The organism is Streptomyces sp. NPDC029216 (genome assembly GCF_040648015.1).
In the GTDB taxonomy this organism is placed as follows: domain Bacteria; phylum Actinomycetota; class Actinomycetes; order Streptomycetales; family Streptomycetaceae; genus Streptomyces.
The window spans coordinates 1-25700 of sequence record NZ_JBEZWL010000107.1; the positions used below are offsets into that span (position 1 = coordinate 1).

Annotated in this window: 22 protein-coding genes; 11 read left to right on the plus strand and 11 right to left on the minus strand. The window is 74.0% G+C overall.

From position 1 onward, the window contains the following. Window positions 1-2141: 2141 nt before the first annotated feature. On the plus strand, window positions 2142-2582 hold the full coding sequence (locus AB0F18_RS28875; RefSeq protein WP_362065891.1) for an NUDIX domain-containing protein: 441 nt from the start codon (window positions 2142-2144) through the stop codon (window positions 2580-2582). 7 nt (window positions 2583-2589) lie between these two features. Here AB0F18_RS28875 and AB0F18_RS28880 read toward each other — a convergent pair whose 3' ends face one another. The 3 genes from AB0F18_RS28880 to AB0F18_RS28890 all read right to left on the minus strand — a co-directional run bounded on the left by AB0F18_RS28880 (window position 2590) and on the right by AB0F18_RS28890 (window position 4895). Further along, entirely contained in the window at window positions 2590-3162 is a 573-nt protein-coding gene (locus AB0F18_RS28880) for a DUF6434 domain-containing protein (protein WP_362065893.1), read from the minus strand. A 28-nt stretch (window positions 3163-3190) separates the two neighbouring features. Next, window positions 3191-3859 carry a hypothetical protein gene (locus AB0F18_RS28885; protein WP_362065895.1) on the minus strand — a complete coding sequence of 223 codons (669 nt, stop codon included), beginning with the start codon at window positions 3857-3859 and terminating at the stop codon, window positions 3191-3193. A gap of 193 nt (window positions 3860-4052) precedes the next feature. Continuing rightward, a complete protein-coding gene (locus AB0F18_RS28890) occupies window positions 4053-4895 on the minus strand; it encodes a trypsin-like serine protease (protein WP_362065897.1) in 843 nt (280 codons plus the stop codon). A gap of 210 nt (window positions 4896-5105) precedes the next feature. Here AB0F18_RS28890 and AB0F18_RS28895 point away from each other — a divergent pair, with 210 nt between their 5' ends. Continuing rightward, a complete protein-coding gene (locus tag AB0F18_RS28895) occupies window positions 5106-6194 on the plus strand; it encodes an alpha/beta hydrolase (RefSeq protein ID WP_362065899.1) in 1089 nt (362 codons plus the stop codon). 37 nt (window positions 6195-6231) lie between these two features. Here the strand turns inward: AB0F18_RS28895 and AB0F18_RS28900 are convergent, their stop codons facing one another. Then, on the minus strand, window positions 6232-7458 hold the full coding sequence (locus AB0F18_RS28900) for an amidohydrolase family protein (protein WP_362065901.1): 1227 nt from the start codon (window positions 7456-7458) through the stop codon (window positions 6232-6234). Between the two features lie 152 nt (window positions 7459-7610). Here AB0F18_RS28900 and AB0F18_RS28905 point away from each other — a divergent pair, with 152 nt between their 5' ends. From AB0F18_RS28905 to AB0F18_RS28915, 3 genes are all read left to right on the plus strand, one after another. Beyond that, window positions 7611-10532, plus strand: a complete 2922-nt coding sequence (locus AB0F18_RS28905; RefSeq protein WP_362065903.1) for a BTAD domain-containing putative transcriptional regulator — start codon at window positions 7611-7613, stop codon at window positions 10530-10532. A gap of 187 nt (window positions 10533-10719) precedes the next feature. Next, a complete protein-coding gene (locus AB0F18_RS28910) occupies window positions 10720-10926 on the plus strand; it encodes a hypothetical protein (protein WP_362065905.1) in 207 nt (68 codons plus the stop codon). Window positions 10927-11291: 365 nt separating this feature from the next. After that, window positions 11292-12017 (plus strand): class I SAM-dependent methyltransferase, encoded by a 726-nt coding sequence (locus tag AB0F18_RS28915; RefSeq protein WP_362065907.1) that lies wholly within the window; start codon window positions 11292-11294, stop codon window positions 12015-12017. A gap of 11 nt (window positions 12018-12028) precedes the next feature. Here AB0F18_RS28915 and AB0F18_RS28920 read toward each other — a convergent pair whose 3' ends face one another. Both AB0F18_RS28920 and AB0F18_RS28925 read right to left on the minus strand, forming a co-directional pair. Then, the gene (locus AB0F18_RS28920; protein WP_362065909.1) at window positions 12029-14125 is read right to left on the minus strand and encodes a HEAT repeat domain-containing protein; all 2097 of its coding nucleotides are present in this window, start codon (window positions 14123-14125) and stop codon (window positions 12029-12031) included. A gap of 39 nt (window positions 14126-14164) precedes the next feature. Further along, the gene (locus tag AB0F18_RS28925; protein WP_362065911.1) at window positions 14165-16111 is read right to left on the minus strand and encodes a sialidase family protein; all 1947 of its coding nucleotides are present in this window, start codon (window positions 16109-16111) and stop codon (window positions 14165-14167) included. 459 nt (window positions 16112-16570) lie between these two features. Here AB0F18_RS28925 and AB0F18_RS28930 point away from each other — a divergent pair, with 459 nt between their 5' ends. Further along, window positions 16571-17137 carry a hypothetical protein gene (locus tag AB0F18_RS28930; protein ID WP_362065913.1) on the plus strand — a complete coding sequence of 189 codons (567 nt, stop codon included), beginning with the start codon at window positions 16571-16573 and terminating at the stop codon, window positions 17135-17137. A gap of 59 nt (window positions 17138-17196) precedes the next feature. Here the strand turns inward: AB0F18_RS28930 and AB0F18_RS28935 are convergent, their stop codons facing one another. Next, window positions 17197-18981, minus strand: a complete 1785-nt coding sequence (locus AB0F18_RS28935) for a FadD3 family acyl-CoA ligase (RefSeq protein WP_362065915.1) — start codon at window positions 18979-18981, stop codon at window positions 17197-17199. A 100-nt stretch (window positions 18982-19081) separates the two neighbouring features. Here AB0F18_RS28935 and AB0F18_RS28940 point away from each other — a divergent pair, with 100 nt between their 5' ends. From AB0F18_RS28940 to AB0F18_RS28950, 3 genes are read left to right on the plus strand one after another with little or no spacing between them, the layout of a single operon-like run. Further along, a complete protein-coding gene (locus tag AB0F18_RS28940; RefSeq protein ID WP_362065917.1) occupies window positions 19082-20233 on the plus strand; it encodes a lipid-transfer protein in 1152 nt (383 codons plus the stop codon). Between the two features lie 31 nt (window positions 20234-20264). Next, window positions 20265-20723 (plus strand): Zn-ribbon domain-containing OB-fold protein, encoded by a 459-nt coding sequence (locus AB0F18_RS28945; protein WP_362065919.1) that lies wholly within the window; start codon window positions 20265-20267, stop codon window positions 20721-20723. Continuing rightward, window positions 20720-21496 (plus strand): enoyl-CoA hydratase/isomerase family protein, encoded by a 777-nt coding sequence (locus AB0F18_RS28950; RefSeq protein ID WP_362065921.1) that lies wholly within the window; start codon window positions 20720-20722, stop codon window positions 21494-21496. The genes AB0F18_RS28945 and AB0F18_RS28950 overlap by 4 nt, the downstream gene beginning before the upstream one ends. Here AB0F18_RS28950 and AB0F18_RS28955 read toward each other — a convergent pair whose 3' ends face one another. Next, window positions 21497-22033 carry a hypothetical protein gene (locus AB0F18_RS28955; protein ID WP_362065923.1) on the minus strand — a complete coding sequence of 179 codons (537 nt, stop codon included), beginning with the start codon at window positions 22031-22033 and terminating at the stop codon, window positions 21497-21499. 267 nt (window positions 22034-22300) lie between these two features. Here AB0F18_RS28955 and AB0F18_RS28960 point away from each other — a divergent pair, with 267 nt between their 5' ends. Both AB0F18_RS28960 and AB0F18_RS28965 read left to right on the plus strand, forming a co-directional pair. Further along, window positions 22301-22747, plus strand: coding sequence for an SRPBCC domain-containing protein (locus tag AB0F18_RS28960; protein WP_362065925.1), 447 nt, complete (start codon window positions 22301-22303; stop codon window positions 22745-22747). Between the two features lie 113 nt (window positions 22748-22860). After that, window positions 22861-23370 carry a hypothetical protein gene (locus AB0F18_RS28965; RefSeq protein ID WP_362065927.1) on the plus strand — a complete coding sequence of 170 codons (510 nt, stop codon included), beginning with the start codon at window positions 22861-22863 and terminating at the stop codon, window positions 23368-23370. Window positions 23371-23376: 6 nt separating this feature from the next. Here AB0F18_RS28965 and AB0F18_RS28970 read toward each other — a convergent pair whose 3' ends face one another. The 3 genes from AB0F18_RS28970 to AB0F18_RS28980 all read right to left on the minus strand — a co-directional run. Beyond that, entirely contained in the window at window positions 23377-23793 is a 417-nt protein-coding gene (locus tag AB0F18_RS28970) for a hypothetical protein (protein ID WP_362065929.1), read from the minus strand. A 182-nt stretch (window positions 23794-23975) separates the two neighbouring features. Beyond that, window positions 23976-24473 (minus strand): peptidylprolyl isomerase, encoded by a 498-nt coding sequence (locus tag AB0F18_RS28975; RefSeq protein WP_362065933.1) that lies wholly within the window; start codon window positions 24471-24473, stop codon window positions 23976-23978. Window positions 24474-24575: 102 nt separating this feature from the next. Next, on the minus strand, window positions 24576-25700 hold a 1125-nt coding region (locus AB0F18_RS28980; protein ID WP_362065931.1), incomplete at its 5' end, for a PQQ-binding-like beta-propeller repeat protein.

A 25700-nucleotide genomic window follows, 5' to 3' on the forward strand; every position in this document is an offset into this window, starting at 1 on the left:
TCCGGCCTGTCAAGGGCGCTCCCTTCGGTCGCGTCGCTGCGCGATGGCCTTCGGCCACCCTTGACAGACCGGCCCGTCCCGAAATGCCAAAGACTGTCGGGAAGCCCCCGAAGGAACGGCATGGTCCAACCTCAGCATTTCGGCCCGGTCCGGCAATGCGCGGCCTGATTCCGGTCGCCTGATTGGGATTCGGGCCGAGTGGGGGCCTCTACGGGGTTCGGGCAGACGGCCGCCCCAGATCGCTACGTGCTCCTGTTCGTTCGGCGTCTGGCGGCCGTCCGGGGCTGCTGCCTGCACGAGAGGCCGATGGGAGGGTCCTCCGGGCCGGGCAGCCGCCCCAGATCGCTACGCGCTTCGCTCGTCTCGGCGTCCGCCGACCGTCCGGGGCTGATACCCGCACCAAAGGACGACGGGACGGTCCTCCGCAACAGGTGGGCGCATCAGATCGCTACGCGGTCCCGTTTTCGCGGCGCCCGGCTGCCGCCTTGGGCTGATAGCCGCACGTCAGGACGAAGGGATGGTCCTCCGGATCGGGCAGCCGCGCCAGATCGCTACGCGCTCCCCTCGTCTCAGCGTCTGCCGGCCGCCCGGGGGTTGCTACCCGCACCAAAGGACGACGGGATGGTGCTGCGTCGCAGGTGGGCGCGTCAGATCGCTACGCGCTTCCCGCATCTCGGCGTCTGGCGGTCGACTGGGGCCGATAGGCGCACATCAGGACGACAGGACAGTCGACGACGGGACGGTCCTCCGGGGCTGGTGGGCCACGTCAGGACGGCCGGAAGGGACCGCAGGAATGCGTGGGTGCACATGCAGAAGGCCCCAGTCTCCTTGCGGAGGCCGGGGCCTTTCATCGAGCGCTGGGCAGGCCTTGCACCTGCATCCCCCCACAGGAAGTGGGGTGCCTTTCCTTGGACCACCAACGCCAGTCCCACCGCCGGTTTCCCGGCTGCGAGCTCGTGATTGACTTTACATGAAAATCAGCCCGCAGCCCACCCCCAGCCACCAAGAAGCGGAACCTCACGATGACCTGACGCGCCGCCCATCCGCAGACGACTGGACGGCCGCCCTTTTGTGCAGGTATCAGCCCCAGATGACCGTCGAACGCCGGGGAAAGAGGAGCGCGTAGCGACCTGGCGCGCCCACCACCCCGCCCCACGCACTTCTGGTCGTCATCGGATGCGAGCGGCAACCCCAGACCACCGCTGGACACCAAGAAGCGGAAGCGATTTCGCGACCCGAGGCCCCTACCCGCCCAGATGGCCACATTGTCACCTTTTGGCGCCGCCATCAGCCCAAGGCAGCGGCCGGACGCCGAGACAAGAGGAGCGCATAGCGATCCCATGCGCCAACCAGTCCCGAAGGACCCGCCTGATCGTCCTGATGTGCACCTATCGGCCCGGACGGCCGGCGGACGCCGAGACGAGCGAAGCGCGTAGCGATCTGCTGCGGCTGCCCGGCCCGGAGGACCCTCCCATCGACCTCTCGTGCGGGTATCAGCCCCGGACGGCCGTCGGACGCCGAGACGAGCGGAGCGCGTAGCGATCTGCTGCGGCTGCCCGGCCCGGAGGACCCTCCCATCGACCTCTCGTGCGGGTATCAGCCCCGGACGGCCGGCGACGCCGAGACGAGCGAAGCGCGTAGCGATCTGGGGCGGCCGTCTGCCCGAACCCCGCAAGGGCGCTCACTCGGCCCGGATGCCTTGTCAGCCAACCGGAATCAGGCCGCGCATTGCCGGACCGGGCCGATCTGCTGAGGTTGGACCATGCCGTTCCTTCGGGGGCTTCCCGACAGTCTTTGGCATTTCGGGACGGGCCGGCCTGTCAAGGGTGGCCGAAGGCCATCGCGAAGCGACGCGACCGAAGGGAGCGCCCTTGACAGGCCGGACCGGCACGGAAGGACAGTGGACTGGCGGGAAGCCCCCGACACACCCCCGACCCCGCCCCAGAGGTGCACCGCCCACCCCCAGCCGAAGCCAACGCCGGCGCCCCGCCAACCCCGCCCCATCTCAGGGGCTGCGAAGCCCCCGCCCACACCCCACCACCCCCGCCCCACCCCAGCGGCCCGCCGAAGCCCCCGCCCCGCCCCCCAGCGCCCTCCGCCGACCCCTCCCGCGCAGGGGCTCACCGTCTTACCCTGCGGTGATGAGAACTCCGCGTCAGGCAGCGCGTATTGTCGTCCTCTCCCCCAGCGGGTCGGTGTTCCTGTTCCGGGAGAACAACGTCGAAGTCGGCATCCACTGGTTGCCCCCCGGCGGCGGTATGGATCCCGGCGAGACCCCCGAGGAGTGCGTGCGGCGGGAGTTGCGCGAGGAGACCGGGTGGACCGACCTGGAGCCGCAGCGGCTCCTGTGCACCTGGGAGCACGACTTCACCCACGAGGGCATCCCCGTCCGGCAGCACGAGCACATCTACGTCACCACCGGCCCGCACCGGGAGCCCGTCCTCGAAGCCCCCGGCATCCACTGGCAGTGGGTCTCCCCCGAGCGTCTCGCCACCCTCGGCGAGCCCCTCTGGCCCCCGCGCCTGTCCGATCTGCTCGCCGACACCTCGATGGAGCCGGTCCATCTCGGCCTGGTGGGATAGCGCTCGGCTAGCGCTGTGCCGAGCGGTGGGTGTGCCAGGCCGCCAGGGCCTCGTCCCTCGTGCCGGCCGGGTGGTCGGCGTGCCAGGCGCGCAGGAAGCGGTTGAACTCGAACTGGCCGCCGATCTCCTGCGGCTGGGCCGCGGCGGGCCGGGTGTCGTGCCAGTGGGCCACCGCCTCGGCCAGGGTGCGGCCCGCGTTCTCCGCGATGTACGCGCGCATGTACCCGTCGAAGTGGAACCCCGGGCCGATCTCCCGCCGGAAGAACTCCCGCAGCACCTGGCTGCACCGCTGCCCCTCGGGGATGACGCTCGCCCCGTCCACCGGCGCCGCGAGCCGGCGGCCGGCCGCGGGGCGGCGGGCCGGGGCCGTGGGCAGCGGCTTGCCGTCAAGGGCGGCCCGCAGCCGCTCGGCGAGTGCCGCCTTCCCCCCGCCGCGCGGCACGTCGAGCCGCCGGGCGAGCTCGGTCAGCTCGGCCAGCGTCCAGTACCAGCGGGCCAGTTCGTCACCGCTGAGGGCGGGCGTCAGGGGCGGGCGCGCCCCCGAGGCACCGGCGGCGGACAGCCCCGTATTCGAATCCACGTTCCCATGCTAGGCCCCCGTTGGCAGGTCACGGCCGGGGCAGGAGGCTGTAGCCGCCCGCCGTCACCCCCGCCTCCGGCGGCCTGGTCGCGCACTTCGCGACCTCCGGGCCGTCACCGATGGTGGGGGGCGTGAGGCCGATCCGGGTGGCGTCCCCACTGCCCGGGCGCGGGACGTGGAAGCTCAGGCCCATGCGGGCCGGCAGGGGCTTGCGGTCCAGGAAGACCTTCCACGCCGGGCCGGCGTCGACGAGCCGGCCGGTCACGGACACCTCCGTGCCCTCCACGCGCAGGCAGTCGACCCTGAAGTCCCCCCAGTTGAAGTTGCCCGGCTCCCCGTCCACGGGCGGTGAGTAGTGCTGGATGCGGAAGGTGCCCCACGGGCGGGTCGCGGTGGAGGAGCCGCTCCCGGCACCGGATCCGGAATCCGCACCGGACGCGGCGAACAGCCCGTGGGCGTCGACCGAGACCTGTACGTCGTCGCGCGGGTCCCCGTATTCCATACGGGCCCACCCGCTGATCCCGCCCACCCGGGAGGCCGCCGAAGACGGTGACGGTGACGAAGAGGAAGAGGAAGAGGAAGAAGAAAGCGAAGGAGCCTCCGAAACCACCGCCGCCGAAGCCGGCAGTCCGACCCCCGCGGCGAGGGCGGCGGCGAGGGCGAGGGGTATGGCGAGGCGCAGGGTCGTCCGGTGCACGGCGGGATCTCCTTCGGGAGCGGCGAAACGCCGGAGCGGCGTTCGGGTCGCCCCCGATCCTGGCCGGGCCCGCCCCGCCGGACATCGCTCGCGGGGCGGAGCGGACGGGCCCGCCCTCCCCCGCACGGGGGAGGCCGGCTACAGCACCGGCCGGCGGCTCCCGCCCGGAGCCGCCCCCAGCCACCCGCTCACCTCAGCGCTTCGTCCCCGTGGCCTTGGCGTAGAGCTGGGCCGCGTAGTCGCCGAGGACGGTGCTGGTGGAGACGTCGTCCGTGTCGCCGCCCGTCAGGATGCCGATGATCTTGCCGTCGCGGCCGAGCCAGGCGCTGCCGCTGGTCCCGCCGGGGAAGTCGGCGCAGTCGAAGCGCTGCTCGCGCTCGCTGGTGCGGACGGACACGGCCGTGCAGGTGCGGGGGACCTTGCGGTCGGCGGGGTAGCCCGTCACCGTGACCTCTTCGCCCGCGCGGCCGCTGGTGTCCAGGACGGCGCCGCCGGTGAGGTCCTCGATGTTGCGGCCCTTGTCGTCGGGGGCGAGGCGGGCGAAGGCGAGGTCGTAGTCGTCGTCCGTGTCGTCGGCCCAGCGCTGGTCCTCGTAGACCTGCTCTATCTTCCAGACCCCGTACGGGGCCACGCCGTTCGCGTACGCAGGTGCGAAGACGGCGCCGCCGTCACGGGCCTGCTGGCCCTCCAGGAGGCAGTGGCCGGCGGTGATGAGCATGTTCTTGCCGGGGCTGCGGACGACCGTGGCGGTGCAGAAGTGGTCGCCGTCCAGGCCGCCGGTGAACAGGGCGCCGGTGAAGGCGGTGGCGTTGCCCGGCTTGGGTGTGACGGGGGCCGACTGGGGCTTGGACAGCTGGGGCTTCGAGGCTTGCGAACGCGAAGGCCCGCTCGGCGGGCCCGAGGGTGCGGCCGACTTGGCGTGTACGGGGGCGGCCGCTTCGGGGGGTGGGGCCAGCTCGGCGACCGCCGCCGAGGCGCCCAGCGCCGCCACGGCGCACAGCACCGCCGTCACCACGGACCGCTTGTCCACCGCCATGATCCCTCCCGCTTTGCCCTGGCGAAGCATGCCCCGGCAACGGGCCGGGGTGCAAGGTCCGAAGCTCGCGCGGCGCTTGGATGGCGGGATTCCGGCAGTGGCGGCCGATCCCCGAGGCGGTTGCTGCCGCCCACCCCAACCCCCTTTACAGATCGGCGTCTTGCCGTAATCTCCTCCCCGTCAGCAAAACAGTGTCTGGGGGAAACAGTAATGCTCGGGATCATCACCGCCACCGCCGCCACCACGCTCGCCGCTCCCGTCGTGGGCCTCCTCGCCCACCGCGCCCTGCGCCGGTCCGCGAACGCCCGCCTGATGCGCATCGACACCCCGAACGGCATCGACGAGCAGGGTTTCGTCCGTATCGGCGGGATCGACCAGTGGATCTCGGTGCGCGGCGAGGACCGGGCCAACCCCGTGCTGCTGGAGGTCCACGGCGGACCCGGCGCGGCCAACTCCCCGTACGGGGCCCGCACCCGGGCCTGGGAGGAGCACTTCACCCTGGTCCGCTGGGACATGCGCGGTGCCGGGCTGACCTTCGCCCACGGCGGGCCCGCCGGCCAGGGCGGGGAGCCGTCGTTCGAGCGGCTGTACGCGGACGCCCTGGAGGTCGTCCACCACGTCCGGGAGCGCCTCGGCGTCGAGCGGGTGGTGCTGGTGCCGAGCTCCTTCGGCACGGTCTTCGGGCTCCGGCTGGCCCGCAACCACCCCGAGCTCTTCTCGGCGTACGTGGGCACCGACCAGAACGTCCAGGAGGCCGGGCGGGACACCTCCGCCTACGACGCCACCCTGGAGCGGCTCCGGGCCGCCGGGAAGGCGAAGGACGCGACGGAGCTGGAGGCGATGGGCTCCGATCCGCGCCGCTGGACCCCGGCGCAGCGGACGGCGTACGACAAGCTGTGCGCCGGGAGCGACCCGCTGACGCTGGACACCGTGAAGAAGGTGGTCCTGGGCTCGATGTGGCTGTCGCCGCTGTACTCCCTCGGGCGGATCGCCGCGTACGTCAAGGGGCAGGGCTTCTCGGAGCCGGTCACCCGGGGGACGCACGGCTTCGACGACTGGGCGGAGGGCACGCGCTTCGAGGTGCCGTTCTTCGTCTTCCAGGGCGCCCTGGACGTGATCACCCCGGCGGCGCGCGCCAAGGCGTACTTCGACGCGGTCGAGGCGCCCGTGAAGGGTTTCGCGCTGATCGAGGACGCGAGCCACTTCGCGGCGCTGCGCCGCCCGGACCGCTTCCTGGAGCTGCTGCTGACGCACGTCCGCCCGGTGGTGACGGCGGGGAGCGCGACCGCCGCCGGCTGACATCCCGGCCGCCGGCGGCCCCGCCCCCTACCGCCGTTCAGGCCCCCGGCCCGGCCCACAGCCCATCCGGGGTCAGGCCCAGCAGGTCGATGGCGTTGCCGCGCACGATGCGCTCCACCACCTCCGCGTCCAGGTGCCCCATCTGGGCCTCGCCGACCTCCCGCGACTTGGGCCAGGTGGAGTCCGAGTGCGGGTAGTCCGTCTCGTAGAGGACGTTGCCGACGCCGATGGAGTCGAGGTTGCGCAGGCCGAAGGCGTCGTCGAAGAAGCAGCCGAAGACGTGCTCGGCGAAGAGCTCGGACGGCGGGCGGTGGACCTTGTCGGCGACCCCGCCCCAGCCGCGGTTCTCCTCCCAGACCACGTTCGCGCGCTCCAGGATGTACGGGATCCAGCCGATCTGGCCCTCCGCGTACATGATCCGCAGGTTCGGGAAGCGTTCGAACTTGCCGCTCATCAGCCAGTCGACCATCGAGAAGCAGCAGTTGGCGAAGGTGATGGTGGAGCCGACGGCCGGCGGGGCGTCCGCCGAGGTCGACGGCATGCGCGACGAGGAGCCGATGTGCATGGCGATGACCGTGCCGGTCTCGTCGCAGGCCTGGAGGAAGGGGTCCCACGCGTCGGTGTGGACGGACGGGAGCCCCAGGTGCGGCGGGATCTCCGAGAAGGCGACGGCGCGCACGCCCCGCGCGGCGTTGCGGCGCACCTCCTCGGCGGCGAGGCGGGCGTCCCAGAGGGGGATGAGGGTCAGGGGGATGAGGCGGCCCTGTGCGAGGGGGCCGCACCACTCCTCCACCATCCAGTCGTTGTAGGCGCGGACGCCGAGGAGGCCGAGTTCGCGGTCCTTGGCCTCGGTGAAGGTCTGGCCGCAGAAGCGCGGGAAGGTGGGGAAGCAGAGGGCGGACTGGACGTGGTTGACGTCCATGTCGGCGAGGCGCTCGGGAACCGAGAAGGAGCCCGGGCGCATCTGCTCGTAGGTGATGACTTCCAGTTTGATCTCGTCACGGTCGTACCCGACGGCGGTGTCGAGGCGGGTGAGCGGCCGGTGCAGATCCTCGTACACCCACCAGTCGCCCATCGGGCCGTCGTCGCCCTTCGCGCCCATGACAGGGGCGAACCTGCCGCCGAGGAAGGTCATTTCCTTGAGGGGGGCGCGGACGATCCGGGGCCCGGTGTCGCGGTATCTGGACGGGAGCCGGTCCCGCCAGACGTGAGGGGGCTCAACCGTGTGGTCGTCCACCGAGATGATCTTCGGGAAGGTCTCCATGCTCCTTAAGGTAGCGTCGATCTGACGAACCGTCAGCTATTCGGACGCCGGTCGTTCGTCAGCCAGGAGCGGAGGGCTCCGCCGCGGGCTGACGCGTACGTGCAACACAGGGCAGACTGACCCTTAAACCGATGGAAGGCAGGGGAGGACAGATGGACGGCGGACCGGCCATCCCGCACCAGCCCAACCGGTTCGCCGTGCTCGGGCCCATCCGGGCCTGGCGCGGCAGCGAGGCGCTGCCCTCCGGCAGCCCCCAGCAGCGCGCCCTGCTCGCCGCGCTGCTGCTGCGCGACGGCCGCACCGCCACCGCGCCCGAACTGATCGACGCGATCTGGGGCGAGGACCCGCCGCAGCAGGCCCTGGCCACCATCCGCACTTACGCCTCCCGGCTGCGCAAGGTCCTCGACCCCGAGCTGCTCGTCAGCGACGCCGGAGGCTACGCCATCCGGCTGCCCCACCAGGAGGCCCTCGACCTCGGCATCGCCCGCACCCTCTGCGCCGACGCCGAGAAGGCCCGCGCCGCCGGGGACCGCGCCCTCGCCCGTACGCTGCTGGCCCGCGCCCTGGACCTGTGGGACGGCGAACCCCTCGCCGGGGTCCCCGGCCCGCACGCCGAGACCGAACGCACCCGCCTCTCCGAATGGCGCTTCCAGCTGCTGGAGACCCGCCTCGACCTGGACCTGGAGGTCGGCCACCACGCCGAGGCCGTCTCCGAGCTCACCGCCCTCACCGCCGCCCACCCCCTGCGCGAGCGGCTGCGCGAGCTGCTGATGCTCGCCCTCTACCGAAGCGGCCGCCAGGCCGAGGCCCTCGCCGTGTACGCGGACACCCGCCGCCTCCTCGCCGACGAGCTCGGCGTGGACCCGCGCCCCGAACTGGCCGCGCTCCAGCAGCGCATCCTGAACGCCGACGCCGAACTGGCCCGCGCCGAGGACCCCGCCCCGGCCGCCGCCCCCGTACCCGTGAGGCCCGCCCAGCTGCCTGCCACCGTCCCCGACTTCACCGGCCGGGCCCCCTTCGTCAGCGAGCTCGGCGAGATCCTCGCCGGCACCGAGGGGCAGGTCATGGCCGTCTCCGCGCTGGCCGGCATCGGCGGCGTCGGCAAGACCACCCTCGCCGTGCACGTCGCGCACGCCGCCCGCCCCCACTTCCCCGACGGCCAGCTCTACGTCGACCTCCAGGGCACCGAACCCCGCCCCGCCCTCCCCGAGGCCGTCCTCGGCTCCTTCCTGCGGGCCCTCGGCACCCCCGACAGCTCCATCCCCGACTCCCCCGCCGACCGGGCCGCCCTCTACCGCTCGATCCTCGACGGCCGCCGCGTCCTGGTCCTCCTCGACAACGCCCGCGACGCCGCCCAGGTCCGCCCGCTGCTGCCGGGCACCGCGGGCTGCGCCGCCCTCGTCACCAGCCGGGTCCGGATGTCGGGCCTCGCCGGCGCCCATCTCGTCGACCTCGACGTGATGAGCCCCGAGGAGGCCCTGCAGCTGTTCACCCGCATCGTCGGCGCCGAACGCGTCGGCGCCGAACGCCAGGCCGCCCTCGACGTCGTCGGCGCCTGCGGGTTCCTGCCGCTCGCCATCCGCATCGCCGCCTCCCGGCTCGCCGCCCGCCGCACCTGGACCGTCTCCGTCCTCGCCGCCAAGCTCGCCGACGAGCGCCGCCGCCTGGACGAACTCCAGTCCGGCGACCTCGCCGTCAAGGCCACCTTCGAGCTCGGCTACGGCCAGCTGGAACCCGCCCAGCAGCGCGCCTTCCGCCTCCTGGGCCTCGCCGACGGCCCCGACATCTCCCTGGCCGCGGCGGCCGCCGTCCTCGACCTGCCCGAGCACGACACCGAGGACCTCCTCGAAGCCTTAGTCGACTGCTCCCTGCTGGAATCGGCCGCCCCCGGCCGCTACCGCTTCCACGACCTCGTACGCCTCTACGCGCGTGCGTGCGCCGAACGCGACGAGCAGCCCGCCGGCGGGCGCGAGGCCGCCCTCGACCGGCTCCTCGACTTCTACCTCGCCACCGCCTCCCGCGTGTACGCCCTGGAACGGCCCGGCGACCGCCTCCCCGCCCACCTGTCCGCCACCCGCCACCCCGGCCTCGTCCTCACCGAGCCCCGCGCCGCCCTGGACTGGCTGTTCGCCGAGGCCGACCCGCTGCTGGCCTGCGTACGGCAGTCCGCCGGCCGGCCGGACGCGCTGCGCCGGGCCGTGGACCTGCTGTGGGCGGCCAAGGACCTCTCCGAGTCCGGGGCCAACTCCAAGCAGTACGAGTCCGCCGCGCTGACCCTGTGCGAGGCCGCGCGCGCCGCCGAGGACCCGCGCACCGAGGGCCGGGCGCGCACCACCCTCACCATGGTCCACCTCTTCGTGGGCCGGTTCGCCGAGGCCGACGACCAGGCCCGCCAGGCCATGGCCCTGGCCCGCCTGGCCGGCGACCCGCTGCCCAGCTGCTGGGCGCCCAACGACCGCGGGATCATCGCCCTCTACCAGGGGCGGCACGCCGACGGGGAGCGCTTCCTGCTGGAGGCCATCGAGAACTTCCGGGCCGACGGCAACTTCATCGGCGAGGCCAGCGCCCTGTGCAACCTCTCCCGGATCCACGTCGTCCTGGGCCGGCTGCCCAGCGCCATCGACCTCGCCCAGCAGGGCATCGCCATATACGACCGGATGGGCCTGACCCTGCGCCTGGCCAACGGCCGCTACGCGCTGGGCATCGCGCTCACCCAGGCCGGCCGGCTCACCGAGGCGCTGGAGCAGCTGAACGAGGCGCTGTCGCTGTTCCACGACAACCGGCAGCCGCTGTGGGAGGGCGTCACCCACTTCCGGCTCGCCGAGGCCCACCTGGCCGCCCTGCGGCCCACCCTGGCCGCCAAGCACGCCGAGCAGGCCATCGCCCTGCGCGGCATCGGCGGCGAATGGCGCCGGGCGACGGTGCTGACGGTCCTGGGCAAGGCCCTGCGGCGGCTCGGCCAGCTGGACCGGGCGCGGGCGTGCTGGCGGGACGCGGAGTCGGTGTTCCTGCAGCTGGGCTCGGCGGAACTGGCCGAAGTACAGGCGCTGCTGGCGTCGGAAGTGTCCGCCTGACCTGCGGCCCCCGCCGATGGACGGACACGTTCATCGTTCGTTTATCGCCGCCCGGCACCATGAATACATCGACCCGGGGCGTCGGGGGGCACTCGGGCCGGCTGGAGGACTACCCGTTCGGCGGTCCACGGGGGAATCGCCGAACGGGCCCGACCACCACATGGCCCCATACGATTCAGGAGAGTCGATGACGACGAACGAGAACATCCTGCCGCTCGACGGCGACATCAGACCGCTCGACAACCACGCCTCCGGCGCCGACATCAACCCGCTGGACGACCTGTCGGCCGAACCGCCGGTCGCGGTCAAGCCCGGCGACAAGCCGCAGGACAACCACGCCTCGGACGTCGACATCGTGGCGATGGACAACCACGCCTCCGGGACGCTCCCGTAACGAGCGCGACCGCATGACGTACGGGGGAACGTACGGGGGGCCTTGAGCGGTCGTACGGGGGACGTACGGGGGAACCGCCCGAGGACGTACGGGGGAAACACGGGGGAACGACGGTGGCGCACCCGGGGGGATGCGCCGCCGGCAGGAACACGGGGGGACGTACGGGCGAGCCCACGGGGGATTCGGGGGAATCCGGGTGAGCCCGTACGCCGAACGGTACGGGGGAGCGGCGGCCGCGGTGGCCGGAGGGGGACCACCGCGGCCGCCGCGTACCCGCGTACCCGCGTACCCGCGTGTCCGCGTGTCCGCCCGCCCGGGTCCCGGGGGTGCTCCCTCCCGCGGCCCGTGGTCACTACGCTGGGGCCGTGTTCACCTCCCAGGGCCCGAGCCTGCGCGAACTGGCCGTCCAGGCCCTCTCCTCCGTCGAGCGGGGCTACGACCTCCTCGCCCCGAAGTTCGACCGGACCCCCTTCCGCACCCCGGACCGGATGCTCGACGCCGTCGAGGAGACCCTGGCCCAGCGGGAGGGCTCCTTCGGCTCCGGTCTGGACGTCTGCTGCGGCACCGGCGCCGGTCTGGGCATGCTGCGCCGCCTGTGCCGGGACCGGGTCACCGGGGTCGACCTCAGCGCCGGCATGCTGGCGGAGGCCGCCCGGGCGCACCCCGAGGGCGTGGACCTCGTACGGGCCGACGCGCTGGCCCTGCCCGAGGAACTCGGGAACACGTACGACCTCGCCGTCAGCTTCGGCGCCTTCGGCCACTTCCTCCCGGCCGAGCGGCCCGCCCTCTTCGCCGGGGTCCACCGCGCGCTGCGCCCCGGCGGGGTGTTCGCCTTCCCCGTCGGCGCCCCGGTCCCCCTGGCCTCGCCCGTGTGGTGGGCGGCGGCCGGCTTCGACGCGGCGATGCGGGTCCGCAACGCGGTGTGGCGGCCGCCGTTCGTCATGTACTACCGCACCTTCCCCTTCGGCCCGGTCCGCACGGACCTGGAGGTGGCGGGCTTCACCGTGGAGACGGTCCCGCTGGACCACTTCGGCCACCGCGAGGACGGCGCCCCGAGGTGGCGCCTGCTGCTGGCGCGCAAGCCGGCCTAGGCGGGGCCCGGCTAGGCCGGGTCCGCCGCGAGGCGTTCCAGGACGGTGCGACAGAGGTGCAGCGTCTCCTCGTCGTCGGCGATGCTGCCGAAGAAGGCGTTGTGGCGGCGGGCCGCCGCCAGTTCCGCCTCGATCCGGGGGACGGCGGGTGCTGCGGCCGGGCCCATGCGGGACAGGCAGGCGAGGGCGCGGTGCGAGGTCAGGTTGTTGTCCTCCCACGCGGCCAGCAGGGTCCGCACGACGGCCCCGGCATCGGCTTCGGCATCGGCATCGGGCCCGGTCTCGCCGGCGATGTCCCATAGCGCGGTCGCGGCGTGGACCCGGGTCCACGCGTCCCCGGAGGTCAGCATCTCCCCGAGGCTCGGGACGGCCGTCCCGGCGGGCGGACCGATCCGGCCCAGCACCTGGGCCGCCTGGTGGCGCCGGTAGCCGTCGAGGTGCTCCTCCAGCCGGGGAAGGACGTCCTCCGGGTCCCGCCCGAGCGCCCACAGGGCGCCTGCGGCAGCCAAGCGGACGTCGGCGTCCTGGGCGTCGGCCAGCCTGCGGACCACCTCCAGGGAGCCGGCGGCGGCGGTACCGAAGGAGGAGAGCGCCTCCAGGGCGGAGGCCGCGGTGCGCCCCTGCTCGTGACGGGCCGCCTCTTCCACGGCCCGTGTGATCGCCGGGACGGCGGCGGGATCCCCCAGTGCGGCCAGGGCGCCCACCAGAGCCCCCGCGCTCATGTCGGTCCACTCCTGGGAGAAGTCGACGCCGGCCAGGTGCCGGGTCAGCCGCGGAACCAGCTCGCCGGCGGCTGCCGGGCCCAGCCTGCCCGCCACCTGTACGGCGCGCCAGGCGTCGACACCGCTGTCCAGGGCCGTCAGCAGGCTCGGCAGTGCGCGGGGGTCGCCCAGGTGGGCCAGTGCCATGACGGCTTCCTGGTGGGCACGGCGCAGCAGGGGCCGGGGCGCGGCCCAGACGTCCTCGCCGTGCGCCGTCCGGTGCGCGGCGACGCAGGCGGCCAGGGCTTCGCGGGCGGGTTCGGCGAGGGGTCCCAGGGAGCGGAGGCATTCGGCCGCGGCGGTGGTGGTGTACGGCTCCTGCGGCTGCAGGCGGTCCGCGAGGAGGGTGACCAGCCGGGTGTGGTCGCCGCGCCAGGAGCCGATCAGGTCCTTGGCCATGGCGATGGCGTCGTGGCGGGTGGCGGGGTCCGGGCTGCGCAGCTGGGCGGTGAGGAGGGCCGTGCGTTCGGGTACGCGCGCGTCCAGGACCGTGTGGAAGGTCTGCAGCAGGGTGGTGGTGGGGGCGTGGGCGCGACCGTGCCGGTCGAGGTCCTCGAACGCGGCGGCTATCTGCGGGGGGACGTCCCGGGCGGCGGCGGGTTCGGGCTCCGTGCAGGCGCAGGCGCCGCTGCCGGCTCCGCACTCCCGGTCGTCGGGTTCCTCCGCACCGGGCGTGAGCCGGCCCAGCAGGCCGATGGCCGTCGGTATGACCTCGTCCCCGATGTCCTGGGGGGTGCAGCGGGCGCGGTGGACGAGGGCGCCGAGCCGGATGTCGGGGTCCGCCGAGGGGTCGTCGGCGAGGGTGTCGAGCCAGGCCGTGGCGGTGGTCCGCGCGGCGGGCAGGCGCAGGGCCAGGGTGGCCATGGTGCGGATGACCAGGAGCCGTTCGGCGGTTCCGCTCTCGGCGGGGAGCCGGTCGCGCAGGATCCGCACGGCCCGGTCGGCGTCGTCGAGGAAGAGGCCCACGCCTTCGGTCCCGGGCCGCCGTACGCCGGGGTCCGGGTCGGCCGCGTACCGGACGAACGCGTCGGCGCGGGCGCGCAGCAGCGCCATGGCGTCCGCCGGGGCCGTCGACTCGGTGCCGTCGGGGGAGAAACGGATGCAGTCGTCGTCACGGTCGGGGGTGGCGGGGTCGTCGGCCAGGTCGAACAGGAACGGCAGGGCGGCCACCGTGACGGGGTAGACGTCGCCCTGGTGGTGGGCGGCGCTGTGGAACTCGTCGAACGCCTCCTGCCGGGCGTCGGGGTCGGCCGAGGCCATGCCCCTGATCCATCGGGGAACGTCACCGGCCGGCCCGTACGCGTGGCGCATCGACGCCCAGTCGACACCGTCGAGTTCATAGATCATGTGCGGACTATGGCAGGGGCCACTGACAACCCGGCCGGGTCACCAGATGCGGTCGAAGGCGAGGTGGACGCGTTCCTCGCCGGTGAGGTCGTTGCCGTCGCGCAGGCGGGCCGTGTCGTTGCGGGACAGGGCGCGGCCGTAGATCCGTACGTCGTCCAGGGCGCCCGCGTAGAAGGCCTTGTAGTCGGGCTGGGTGCCGAGGTGGATGGTGAAGGCGCCGGTGGGGCGGAGGTCCATCTGGTCGGGGGTGAGTGCGGTGGCCGCCGCCGGTCCGCCGTCCACGGACAGTTCGAGGCGGGTGCCCTTGCGCTGGAGGACGACGTGGTGCCAGGCGTCGTCGTCGGTGCGGGTCGGGGAGGTCAGCGGGACGGGGCCGGTGCCGGCGTTGACGGTGGCTTCGAGGCGGCCGGTGGCGGGGTCGGCCTCGATGCGGATCTGCTGGGCGGTGGGGCCCTGGCCGTAGGCCCAGACGAGGGGCTGGCGCCGGCCGCTCTCCTTGTCCTGGCCGCGGGTCTTGTACTTGACCCAGGTGGTGACGGCGAAGTCTCCGGCGCCGATGCGGAGTTCGTCGGGGCAGTCGATGAGGCGGAGGAAGTCGTCCTTGCCGTCGAAGCGCATGGCCTTGCCGCCGCCGGGCCGGTTCCCCAGGCGCGGGGTGCCGTGGACGACGGCGTGGTTGTGGTGGGGGGTGGTGTCGGCGGTGTGGCGGGGGGTGAGGTCCTCGGCGGCGGTGCGGAGCTCGTGGGGGCCGAAGGCGGTGAACTTGATGTAGCCGTGGGGGGTGCCGTTGGCGGTCTCGTAGAGCAGCCCGACGCGGCCGCCGGGCAGGGCCGTCATGTCGGAGTAGCCGACGCGTTCGCGCAGGACGACGGCGCCGTCCGCGGACCAGGTGCGGCCCTCGTCCTGCGAGGTGCGTACGGCCAGGGTCCAGCGGTCGGCGGACTCGGCGCCGGGGCGGCTGGGCGCGGACAGCAGCAGGGGGCCGCCGGGCAGCTGGAGTACGGATCCGGAGGCGGGCGGGGCGGGGAGGCCGGTGACGGGGACGAAGCCGGGTGCGGGGACTTCGGGTGCGGCGGCGTCGTCGATGATCGCGGAGACGCGGTGGTCGGGGGTGCCGCAGGTGGCGGTGGAGCGGGCGTTGACGTAGATCCGGCCGTCGGGGAGCTGGGTGAGGGCGGGTTCGCTGGGGGCGGGGGTGCCTTCGGGGGCGCCCCAGCGGGCGCCGGGCTTCCAGGTGAGGCCGCCGTCGTCGCTGTAGAGGAGCTGGGCGCCGGACGCGTTGGACGCGGTGCGGTAGTCGGCGCTGACGACGAGGCGGCCGGGCCGGTCGGGGCGGGTGGGGGTCAGCTGGACGCCGTGGCCGGGGCCGACGGAGACCCAGGTCCAGTCGGGGTCCTTGAGCTGGGGCTGCGGGTCGGGGTCGGTGGTCCAGGCGGCGCCGTCGTCGGTGCTGTGGGCCAGGCGCAGTTCGCGGGCGCCGCGGACGCGGTTGCCCTGGGCGTCGGCGGTCCACGTGTTGTAGGCGTAGAGGAGGGAGATGCGGCCGGAGGCGGAGTCCACGACGGGGGCGGGGTTGCCGTAGGAACCGTCGTCGCCGGCGCCGCGCAGGACCTGCATGGGGCCCCAGGTGCGGCCCTCGTCGGTGGACCGTTTGAGGACGAGGTCGATGTCGCCGATGTCGCCGCAGCCGGAGGTGCGGGCTTCGGCGATGGCCAGGAGGGTGCCGTCCCTGGTGGTGGTGAGGGTGGGGATGCGGTAGCAGTCGTAGCCGTCGGTGAAGGCGTTGAAGGGGGCGGAGACGGCGGCGGTCAGTCCGGGTTTGGGTCCACCGCCGTCCGCCGGGGAGTCGTCGTCGGGCGGCTCGGGCGGGCCGGGCAGCAGGGCGGTGACGGCGACGGCGGCCAGGGCGGCGACGGCCCCGGCGGCGGCCCAGGCCCGGGCCCGGGCGGACCGACGGAATCGGACAACTGCTTGGTGCACGCTCACCCGTGCAGGCTAACGCGACCACGGGCGGGGCCCGGTCAGGGGCGCGTCGGGGTGTCCTCGGGGTGGGGTGGGGGTGATGCCGGATCCGGGGCGGGGTGGGGCGCGGTGAGGATCGGAGGCATGACCAACGAAGCGTCTGCGCAGGGGATTACGGGGCGGCCGGCCGAGGGGTGGCGGTCCGGGGCGGGGCAACCGGACGGCCTGCGGGCCGGCTTGCGGGCGGTGGGGGCGCGGCCCGGGCTGGGGGCGGTGGGAGCGCCGGCCGGCCTGAGGGCCGAAGGGCCGCCGCCCGGCTTGCGGGCCGAAGGGCCGTCGGCTGGCCCGTGGGCCGAAGGGGTGCGGGGCGGCCTGCAGTCGGAGGGGGTGCGGTCCGGGGCGCCCGGGTCCGACGGGCGGCGGCCGTGGGGGCGGCGGTGGGTCGGGGGCGTGCGGGGGGCCTTTGTCGTGGCGCCGTTGTGCATGGTGGTGTACGGGCTGGTTCGGCTGGCCGATCCGGACCACGGGCCGGGTCTCGCGTGGACCGTCGGGCACGTCTTCCTGGCCGCCGGGGTGGTGCTGTTCGGGGCGGTGTTCCTCGGGCTGCTGCGCCTCGCCGTGCCGGGCGGGCCCGTGGGACGGGTGGGTGCCGGGGTGGCGACCGGGCTCGGGCTGGCGGGGGCGGCCGCGGCCTTCGCGCAGGCGGTCATCGACCTGATGGTGGGCCTCCAGTCCGCCGACCGCGCGGGCATGGACCGGCTGTTCGAGGAGGTCCAGAGCCGACCCGGTGTGGAGCCGGCCGTGTACTCGGTCGGGCCGGTGCTGTTCTACGTGGGCCTGCTGTGGATCGTGACGCAGCTGGCCGTACAGCGGCGGACCGGTGTGTGGCGCCCGGTGGCGGTGCTGCTGGGCACGGCCGTGATGGCCGTCAGCCTGGACCTGATCCCGCTCGGCGCGCTCCTGTTCTGCGCGGCCCTGGCCCCGCTGGGGCGGGACCTGGCCGCGCGCGAGTGCGCCGCCCGCGCCGACGTGGCGTACGGGGGCGCCTGACGCCCGGCGGCCCGGCCCCGGTGTGCGGGGCCGGGCCGCCGGCGTTTCCGTCCCCCGGCCTACCGCCTTCCGCGCAGCTCCGTCTTCAGGACCTTGCCGCTCGCGTTGCGCGGCAGGTCGGGGACGAACTCGACCTCGCGCGGCACCTTGTAGTTGGCCATCTCGCGCCGCGACCAGGCGATGAGGTCGTCGGCGGTGAGGGTGGAGCCGGAGCGGCGGACGGCGTAGGCCTTGCCGACCTCGCCGAGCCGGGGGTCGGGGATGCCGACGACGGCGACGTCGGCGATGTCCGGGTGCAGGCCGAGGAGTTGCTCGATCTCGGCGGGGTAGGCGTTGAAGCCGCCGACGATGAACATGTCCTTGATCCGGTCGGTGATGCGCAGGTTGCCGGCCGGGTCGAGGACGCCGACGTCGCCGGTGCGCAGCCAGCCCTCGGGGGCGAGGGCGCCGGCGGTGCCGTCGGGGTCCTCGAAGTAGCCGCGCATCACGTGGTGGCCGCGGACCTGGACCTCGCCGGGGGTACCGGGGTCCTGCGGGGTGCCGTCGGGGCCGGTGATGCGCACCTCGGTGCCGGGGATGGCGCGGCCGGAGGTGGCGGCGATGACCTCGGCGGGGTCGCCGCGGCGGCACATGGTGACGATGCCGCCGGCCTCGGAGAGCCCGTAGGCGGTGAGGACGGTGGCGATGCGCAGTTCGGCGCGGAGCCGTTCGACGAGCTGGAGGGGGACGACGGCGGCTCCGGTGACGACCAGGCGCAGGGCGGAGAGGTCGTGGTGGTCGCGCTGGGGGTGGTCGAGGAGGGACTGGTGGAGGGTGGGCGGGCCGGGGAGTACGGAGATCCGCTCGGCGGCGACGTTGGCGAGGACGGTGTCGACGTTGAATACGGGCTGGGGGACCATCGTGGCCCCGCGCATCAGGCAGGCGATGATCCCGGCCTTGTAGCCGAAGGTGTGGAAGAAGGGGTTCACGATGAGGTAGCGGTCGCCCTCGCGCAGTCCGGCGAGCTCGCTCCAGACGGCGTAGCAGCGGAGGGTCTGGGCGTGGGTGATGACGGCGCCCTTGGGGCTGCCGGTGGTGCCGGAGGTGAAGATGATGTCGGAGGGGGCGTCGGGGGGTATGGCGTCGGCGCGGGCGCGGACGGCGGCGGCCGGGACGGGGTCGCCTCCGGCGAGGAAGTCCTTCCAGGTGCGGAAGTCGGCGGGGCCGTCGTCGGCGAGGACCACGACCTGTTCCAGGTGCGGCAGCCCGGGCAGCGGCCCGGTGCCGGGGCCTTCGGCCGCGGCGCGGCGCAGGGAGGCGACGTAGGAGGTGCCGAGGAAGGTGCCGGTGACGAAGAGCAGGCGGGCGCGGCTGCGCCGGAGGACGTAGGCGGCTTCGGCGCCCTTGAAGCGGGTGTTGAGGGGGACGAGGACCGCGCCGGCGGTGACGGCGCCGAGGGCGGAGACGATCCAGTCGAGGGTGTTGGGCGCCCAGACGGCGACCCGGTCGCCGGGTTCGACGCCGGCGGCGAGACAGGCGGCGGCGGCACGTTCGACGCGTTCGCCGAGCTGGGCGTAGTCAAGCCGCGTTCGACCGTCAACGACGGCCTCCCGGCCGGCGTACCGCCGCGCGGCGTCCCGCACGAGCCCGGCAACGCTCCCCCAGCGCAGATCACCCCGCGGGTCGTCGGGGTCCCCGGCCGCCCCGGCGCCGGCCGCATCGCCGAGGGGCGCATCACCGGCAGGCCGCCCCGCCGCCGTGGCGGCCCGCGCCGGCACCTGCGCCCCCGGCAGGGACGGCGGGTTGGTCGGGTTCGGTGGGGCCGGGGCGTCCGGTCCTGTGTGGTCGTGGTCGCCTTGGTTCATCGTCCGCCCCCTCCGCCGGAGCCCAGTAGCTGACTATCCGTCAGATTAGCTGTAGCCTTCGCGGCTGTCAGCAGTACCGGCGCACCCCCCGGAGGTGGCGATGGCGGCAACGCTCAAGGACGCTACGGCAATCGTCGGCATCGGCCAGACCCCCTTTGCCAAGCGACTACCCGCGTCCGAGAAGGAACTGGCCTGCCGGGCGGTCCTCGCGGCGCTCGCCGACGCGGGCATCGACCCCGGAGAGGTCGACGCCTTCGCCTCCTACACCATGGAGGAGACCGACGAGGTCGAGGTCGCCAAGGCCATCGGCGCCGGCGACGTCACCTTCTTCTCCAAGGTCGGCTACGGCGGCGGCGGCTCCTGCGCCACCGTCGGCCACCTCGCCGCCGCCATAGCCGCCGGCCAGGCCACCGTCGGCGTCGCCTGGCGCTCCCGCAAGCGCGGCTCCGGACCGCGGCCCTGGAAGAACACCGCCGTCCAGCTGCCCACCCCCGCCCAGTGGACCCGGCCCTTCGGGCTGCTGCGGCCGGCCGACGAGATCGGCATGCTGGCCCGCCGCTACATGCACGAGTACGGGGCCACCCGCGACCACCTCTTCAACGTCGCGATGGCCTGCCGCAACCGGGCCAACGAGAACCCGGCCGCGATGATGTACGAGCGGCCGCTGACCCGGGAGATGTACATGACCTCCCGCATGATCAGCGACCCGCTCTGCCTCTTCGACAACTGCCTGGAGACGGACGGGGCCCTCGCCTGCGTGATCGTCTCCGCCGAGCGCGCCCGCGACTGCCGGCACAAGCCCGTCTACGTGCACTCCGCCGCCCAGGGCCTGCCCGCCCAGCACCACGGGATGGTCAACTACTGGAACGACGACCCGCTGTCCGGGCCGGCCTGGACCGCCGCCCGCCACCTGTGGAAGCAGGCCGACTTCGGGCCCGAGGACGTGGACGTGGCCCAGATCTACGACGCCTTCACCCCGCTGATCCCGCTCTCCCTGGAGGGCTACGGCTTCTGCGGGCGCGGCGAGGGCGCCGCGTTCACCGAGGGCGGGGCACTGGAGATGGGCGGGCGGCTCCCGATCAACACCGGGGGCGGCGGGCTGAGCGAGGCGTACGTGCACGGCTTCAACCTGATCAACGAGGGCGTCAAGCAGCTGCGCGGCACCTCCACCGCCCAGGTGCCGGACGCCGCGACCTGCCTGGTGACGGCGGGCGAGGGCGTCCCGACGTCCGCGATCCTGCTCCGCGCCTGAGTCCGCCGCCCACCCTTCGAGGAGCCGAACGATGACCACCGCCCCCGGCGCCGAGGAGCTCCAGCTCCTCCTCCCCGTCCCCGACGAGGACGGCGCCCCCTTCTGGGAGTACGCCGCCCGCGGCGAACTCCGCGTCCAGGCCTGCTCCTCCTGCGGCAGGCTCCGCTTCCCGCCCCGGCCCTGCTGCCCGCACTGCCGGTCCTTCGACTCCGAGTGGCGCCCGATGAGCGGGCGGGGCCGGATCTGGTCCTACGTCCTGCCGCACCCCCCGCTGCTGCCCGCGTACGCGGCGCAGGCCCCGTACAACGTCATCCTGGTGGAGCTCGCGGAGGCCCCGCACATCCGGCTGGCGGGGAACCTGGTCGCCTCCGCCGAGGCCCCCCTCGACTCGGTGGACCCGTCCCGGCTGCGGATCGGCGCCCGGGTGCAGGCGGTGTTCACGCGGACGGGCGGGATGAGCGTGCCGCGCTGGATCCTGGAGCGGCCGTGACGCTGCGGGTCGAGCGGGACGAGGAGAGCGGGGTCGCGGTCGTCACGCTGGACCGGGAGCGGCGGCACAACGCGGTCGACCTGGCCACCGCCGCCGCACTGGCCGGCGCATGGCGGGAGTTCCGGTTCGACGACGGGGTGCGGGCGGTGGTGGTGACGGGCGCGGGGAAGGCCGCGTTCTGCACCGGGATCGACCGTGCGGCCGAGGTGCCCCAGCCGGCCTCCCCGTACTCGGTCGACGACCCGCTGATCGCCATCGGGCCGAAGGCGAACGACCTGTGGAAGCCGGTGGTGGCCGCCGTCAACGGCATGGCGTGCGGCGGGGCCTTCTACCTGCTGGGCGAGGCCGAGTTCATCGTGTCGGCCACCACCGCCACCTACTTCGACCCGCACACCTCGTACGGGATGGTCAGCGCCTACGAGGCCGTGTACATGGCGCAGCGGATGCCCTTCGGGGAGGTCGCCCGGATGTCCCTGATGGGGACGGCGGAGCGGCTCTCGGCGCGGCGGGCGTACGAGATCGGCCTGGTCTCGGAGCTGGCCGAGCCCGGGGAGCTGCTCGCGGCGGCGGTGCGGGCGGCGCGGACCCTGGCCTCGTTCCCGACGGAGGGCGTCCAGGGCACCGTACGGGCCCTGTGGTCGGCGAAGCAGGCGGCGCTGCAGCAGGCCCTCGCCCAGGCGCCGGCCCTGATCGCGCTGGGCAACCTGCCGCCCGAACGGCAGGCGGAGCTGTTCGCCTCCCGCCGGCCGGGGACGGAGTTCCGGCTGCGCTGATCAGGGGGCGGGCGTGGCGGAGGGGCTCGGGGACGGGGAGGCGTTCACGGTGGTGACCGACCCGATCCGGCAGTCCCTGACGTCGCCCGCCCGGGCCGTGGCGCGCAGGGGCACCACCGCCTTACGGGTCTGGCGCGGTTCCAGGGTCACGAGGGCGGTGGCCGTCTCGACGAGGCCGCCGCCGACGCCCTCGCGGCGGAGGGTCACGGAGAAGGTGGCGGTGCGGTCGAGGCGCGAGGTGACCTCGATGGTGCTGGAGGGGTGGGAGGCGTCGGCGTCGACGCAGGACACCACGACGGCGGTGGCCGGTCCGGCGCTGGTGGTGGGCGAGGCGGTGGCGTCCGGGCCCGCGTCGGTGTGGATGCCGCTGCCGTGGCTCTTCTTCTTGGTCTTCGTCTTGCTCTTGGAGCTGGAGCAGCCGCCCCCGCCGCTGTCGCTCTTGCCGTTGCTCCCGCCCGTGGAGAACCCGGTGAGCGAGAGCACCACCGCCACGAGCACCGCGCCGCATCTGATCCGGCGTCCCTGTCCAGCCAGCATGACCTGATCCCCTCCCCCTGGGACAAACGGCGGTCACGCTACCAGTCCTCGCGCGGCCGCGGCCGGGGCCGGGCGCCCGACCTGTCGGCATTCACCACCGCACACCCGGAAGGCCTCGCTCCGTTCTCTGCGCCACCAGCGAAGACGTCCCCTCCCCCGGCCCCGGGCCGCCGGATCCGTGGTTGCATCCGAGCACCGAACCCGGCGGCAGCCGCACGCCCCGCGTCCCTTCGGTGAGCACCGGATCACCACGAGGAACACGGCACCATGCGACGGAACATCACCACCGAGATCACCATCGACGCGCCCCCCGCAGAGGTCTGGGCGGTCCTCACCGACCTCCCCCGCTACTGCGTCTGGAACCCGTTCATCCGACAGGCCGGCGGCGAAGTCGCCCTCGGCGAGCGGCTGCGGCTGACGATGTACGCGGAGTCGGGCAGGCCCACCACCTTCCACCCGACCGTACGGGTCTGCGCGCCGGGGGCCGAGCTGCGCTGGACGGGGCACTTCCTCGTGCGCGGGCTCTTCGACGGCGAGCACTTCTTCCGGCTCTCCGAGGGCCCGAACCGCACCACCCGGCTGGAGCACGGCGAACGCTTCCGGGGGCTGCTGGTCCCGTTCCTCGGCAGGCTGCTGGAGGGCACGGCGCGGAACTTCACCGCGATGAACCTGGCCCTCCGCAGCCGCGTCGAATCGGCCCGCGCGACCTCCTGAGCCGGGGACGGGGACCCGTGGCGCGGCCGCCGTCCGGACGCCACGGCCGGCGTGCGGGGCCGGGGGCCCCGGGCTAGCGTCGGGATCATGACCCCTACCCCGGAGGGCCGGGCATGATCCGCAACGCAGTCGGCTCGCTCATGGGGCTGATCGGGGCGGCCGCCGCCGTCTGGAGCCCCTTCCGCGCCTGGTACGACGGCCGGCCCGGCCGCGACTACCGCATCGAGGAGCTGTTCTCCGGCTCCGGCGTCACCACCGACCCGCCCGCCCTCCTGGGCTCGCTGCTGCTGCCGTTCCTCTTCGCCGCGCTGCTCACGCTGTGCGCGGTGCTGCGGCGCTCGCGGCTGCTCATGGCGCTGGCGGGCGTGGTGGTGCTGGGCGTGGCGGTGCTGTGGATGGTCCGCCAGGGCCAGGCGGCCGGGGGCCTGTCGGTCGGCGCCGACGGGCAGGGCCTCGGCGCCGGTGCCGCGAGCGCCTTCGGCGCGGGGGCGCTGCTGCTCCTGGCGGCGGCGGTCATGCGGGGCCGGCGCCGGCGGCCCCGGGGCCGCGACGTGGACCTCGAACCGCTGCCCCGGCCGGCCGCCCCGGAACCCGACCCCCGGGGGCCGGGCGACCGCCTGTAGGACCGGTCAGCTGAGCCTGCCGACCTGGCAGCGCTGCACGTCGTTCACCTTGCTGGGGCTGACCATCGGGACGGTGACCGTCTGGGTCTCGCGCGGCTTCAGCGTGACGCGGACGGAGGTCCGGTCGACGGTGCCCGCGCTGCCCTCGAACGTGAGCGGCACGTCGACGGTGCGCTGGGTGTCCAGGTCGGACGTGACCTGGAGGACGGCCTTCGTACGGCCGGGCGCGGCGCAGGAGACGACCGTGGCGTGCGCGGGCGCGTCGCTCTTCTTGCTCTTGCCGGTGCCGCCACCGGTGGTGGTGCTGTTGTTGCTGTCGTTGGTGCTGCTGTGGCTGCTCTTGCTGGACGAGCAGCCGTGCCCGCCGCTGTGGCCGTGGCGGCCGTGGGCGGAGAAGCCGGTGAGCGAGAGCACGACGCCCACGAGTACTGCGGTAAAGCGGATATGACGACCGGCCACCATGGCGCGATTCCTTCCCCCGAAACAACGGCGGATCACGCTACCAGGGAGGACCGACACCTCCGGTCACGCGCGGAGCGGCACCGAACGGCGGCGGCCCCGCTCCCCGGGAAGGGGGCGGGGCCGACCGGCATGTGCGGGGTGGATCAGGCGGCGTCGACGACGCCGGAGGCCGCGATCTCGACCTTGCCCTTGGGGGCGCCGGACTGGGAGCCCAGGGCCTCGATCTGGTCGACCAGGGCCTGGCCCTCGACGACCTCGCCGAAGACGACGTGCTTGCCGTCCAGCCACGGGGTGACGACAGTGGTGATGAAGAACTGCGAGCCGTTGGTGTTCCTGCCGGCGTTCGCCATCGACAGGAGGTACGGCCGGTCGTGCTTCAGGGTGAAGTTCTCGTCCGCGAACTTCTCGCCGTAGATGCTCTTGCCGCCGGTGCCGTTGTGGTTGGTGAAGTCACCGCCCTGCAGCATGAACTGCGGGATGATGCGGTGGAAGCCGGAGCCGGCGTAGCCGTAGCCGTTCTGGCCGGTGGCCAGCTCGCGGAAGTTGCGCGCGGTCTGCGGGACGACATCGTCGAACAGGTTGAAGACGATGCGGCCGGCCGGGGCGCCGTTGATGTTGATGTCGAAGAAGACGTTGCTCATGGGGTCCATCCTGTCACTCCTGGTGCCGGGCGCTACCTGGAGGGGGGCGGGTCGCCTTACGCGCACCGCGTAAGGCGACCCGGTCGGACCCGTCCCGGGAGCTCAGGAGGTACGGGTGCCCGTCCCCTTGGCGGCGTCCAGGGCGTAGACGCAGCGGTCCTTGCTACACGCGTACACCACGCCCGCCTCCGCCACCGGGGCCCCGGTGATCTCGCCGCCCGTGGCCAGCTTCCAGCGGAGCTGGCCGCCCGCCGCGTCCAGGGTGTACAGGCAGTGGTCGGCCGAGCCGAAGTGGACCCGGCCGTCCGCGACCACCGGCGGGCCGGTGATCTCGCCGCCCGCCGCGAACCGCCACTTCGGGGTGCCGGTGACCGCGTCGAGCGTGTACAGGGCGCTGCCCGCGCCCAGGTGGACGTTGCCGCCCGCCACCAGCACCGGGTCCGCCGCCGGGCGCGGCTCGGTGGCGATGCGCCAGCGGTCCTTGCCGGTGGCGGCGTCCAGGGCGTAGACGGTGCCCAGGTAGTCGGCGAGGTACACCCCGCCGCCGGTGACCGCCGGGCCGGGCGCGAACGCGGGCGGGGCCAGGAAGACGGCCGGCGCCTCGAAGTGCCAGCGGACCCGGCCCGAGGCCCGGTCCACGGACAGCACCCGGGTGCCGGCGGCCACGTACACGTTGCCGTCGGGGGCGGGGGTGACGCGGACCGGGACGTTGCCGCAGGAGGCCGCGTCGCCGACCGGGTACGACCAGGCCTCCAGCCCGGAGCGGGCGTCGAGGGCGCGCAGCCGGGCGTCCTGCCAGACGTAGACCGTGCCGTCGTGGAGGACGGGGGCCGCCTCCGGGGTCTCGAAGTCGGACTGGGCGCCGCTCAGCTCCCACAGCTTGTGGCCGTTGGAGGCCTCCCAGCCCTGCACGCCGCCGCCGCGCGTGGCGGTGATGACGTTGCCCCTCTCGGCGCGCAGGGCGTACACCCAGGCGTCGGCGTTCAGCCGCCACCGCTCGGAGCCGTCCTTGGCGTCGAGGGCGAAGAGGGAGGGCCCGTCGGAGGCGTGGATGCGGCCGTCGGCGACCGCCATGGACCAGGCGACGTCCCGCGTCTTGAACTGGCGCCGGCCGCTGCCTACGTCCAGGGCGTGCACCTCGAAGGAGGTGACGTACAGCAGGTCGCCCGCGACGGTCGGGGTGCCCCACACCTCGTTCGACATGCGGAAACGCCACGGCCGCCAGCG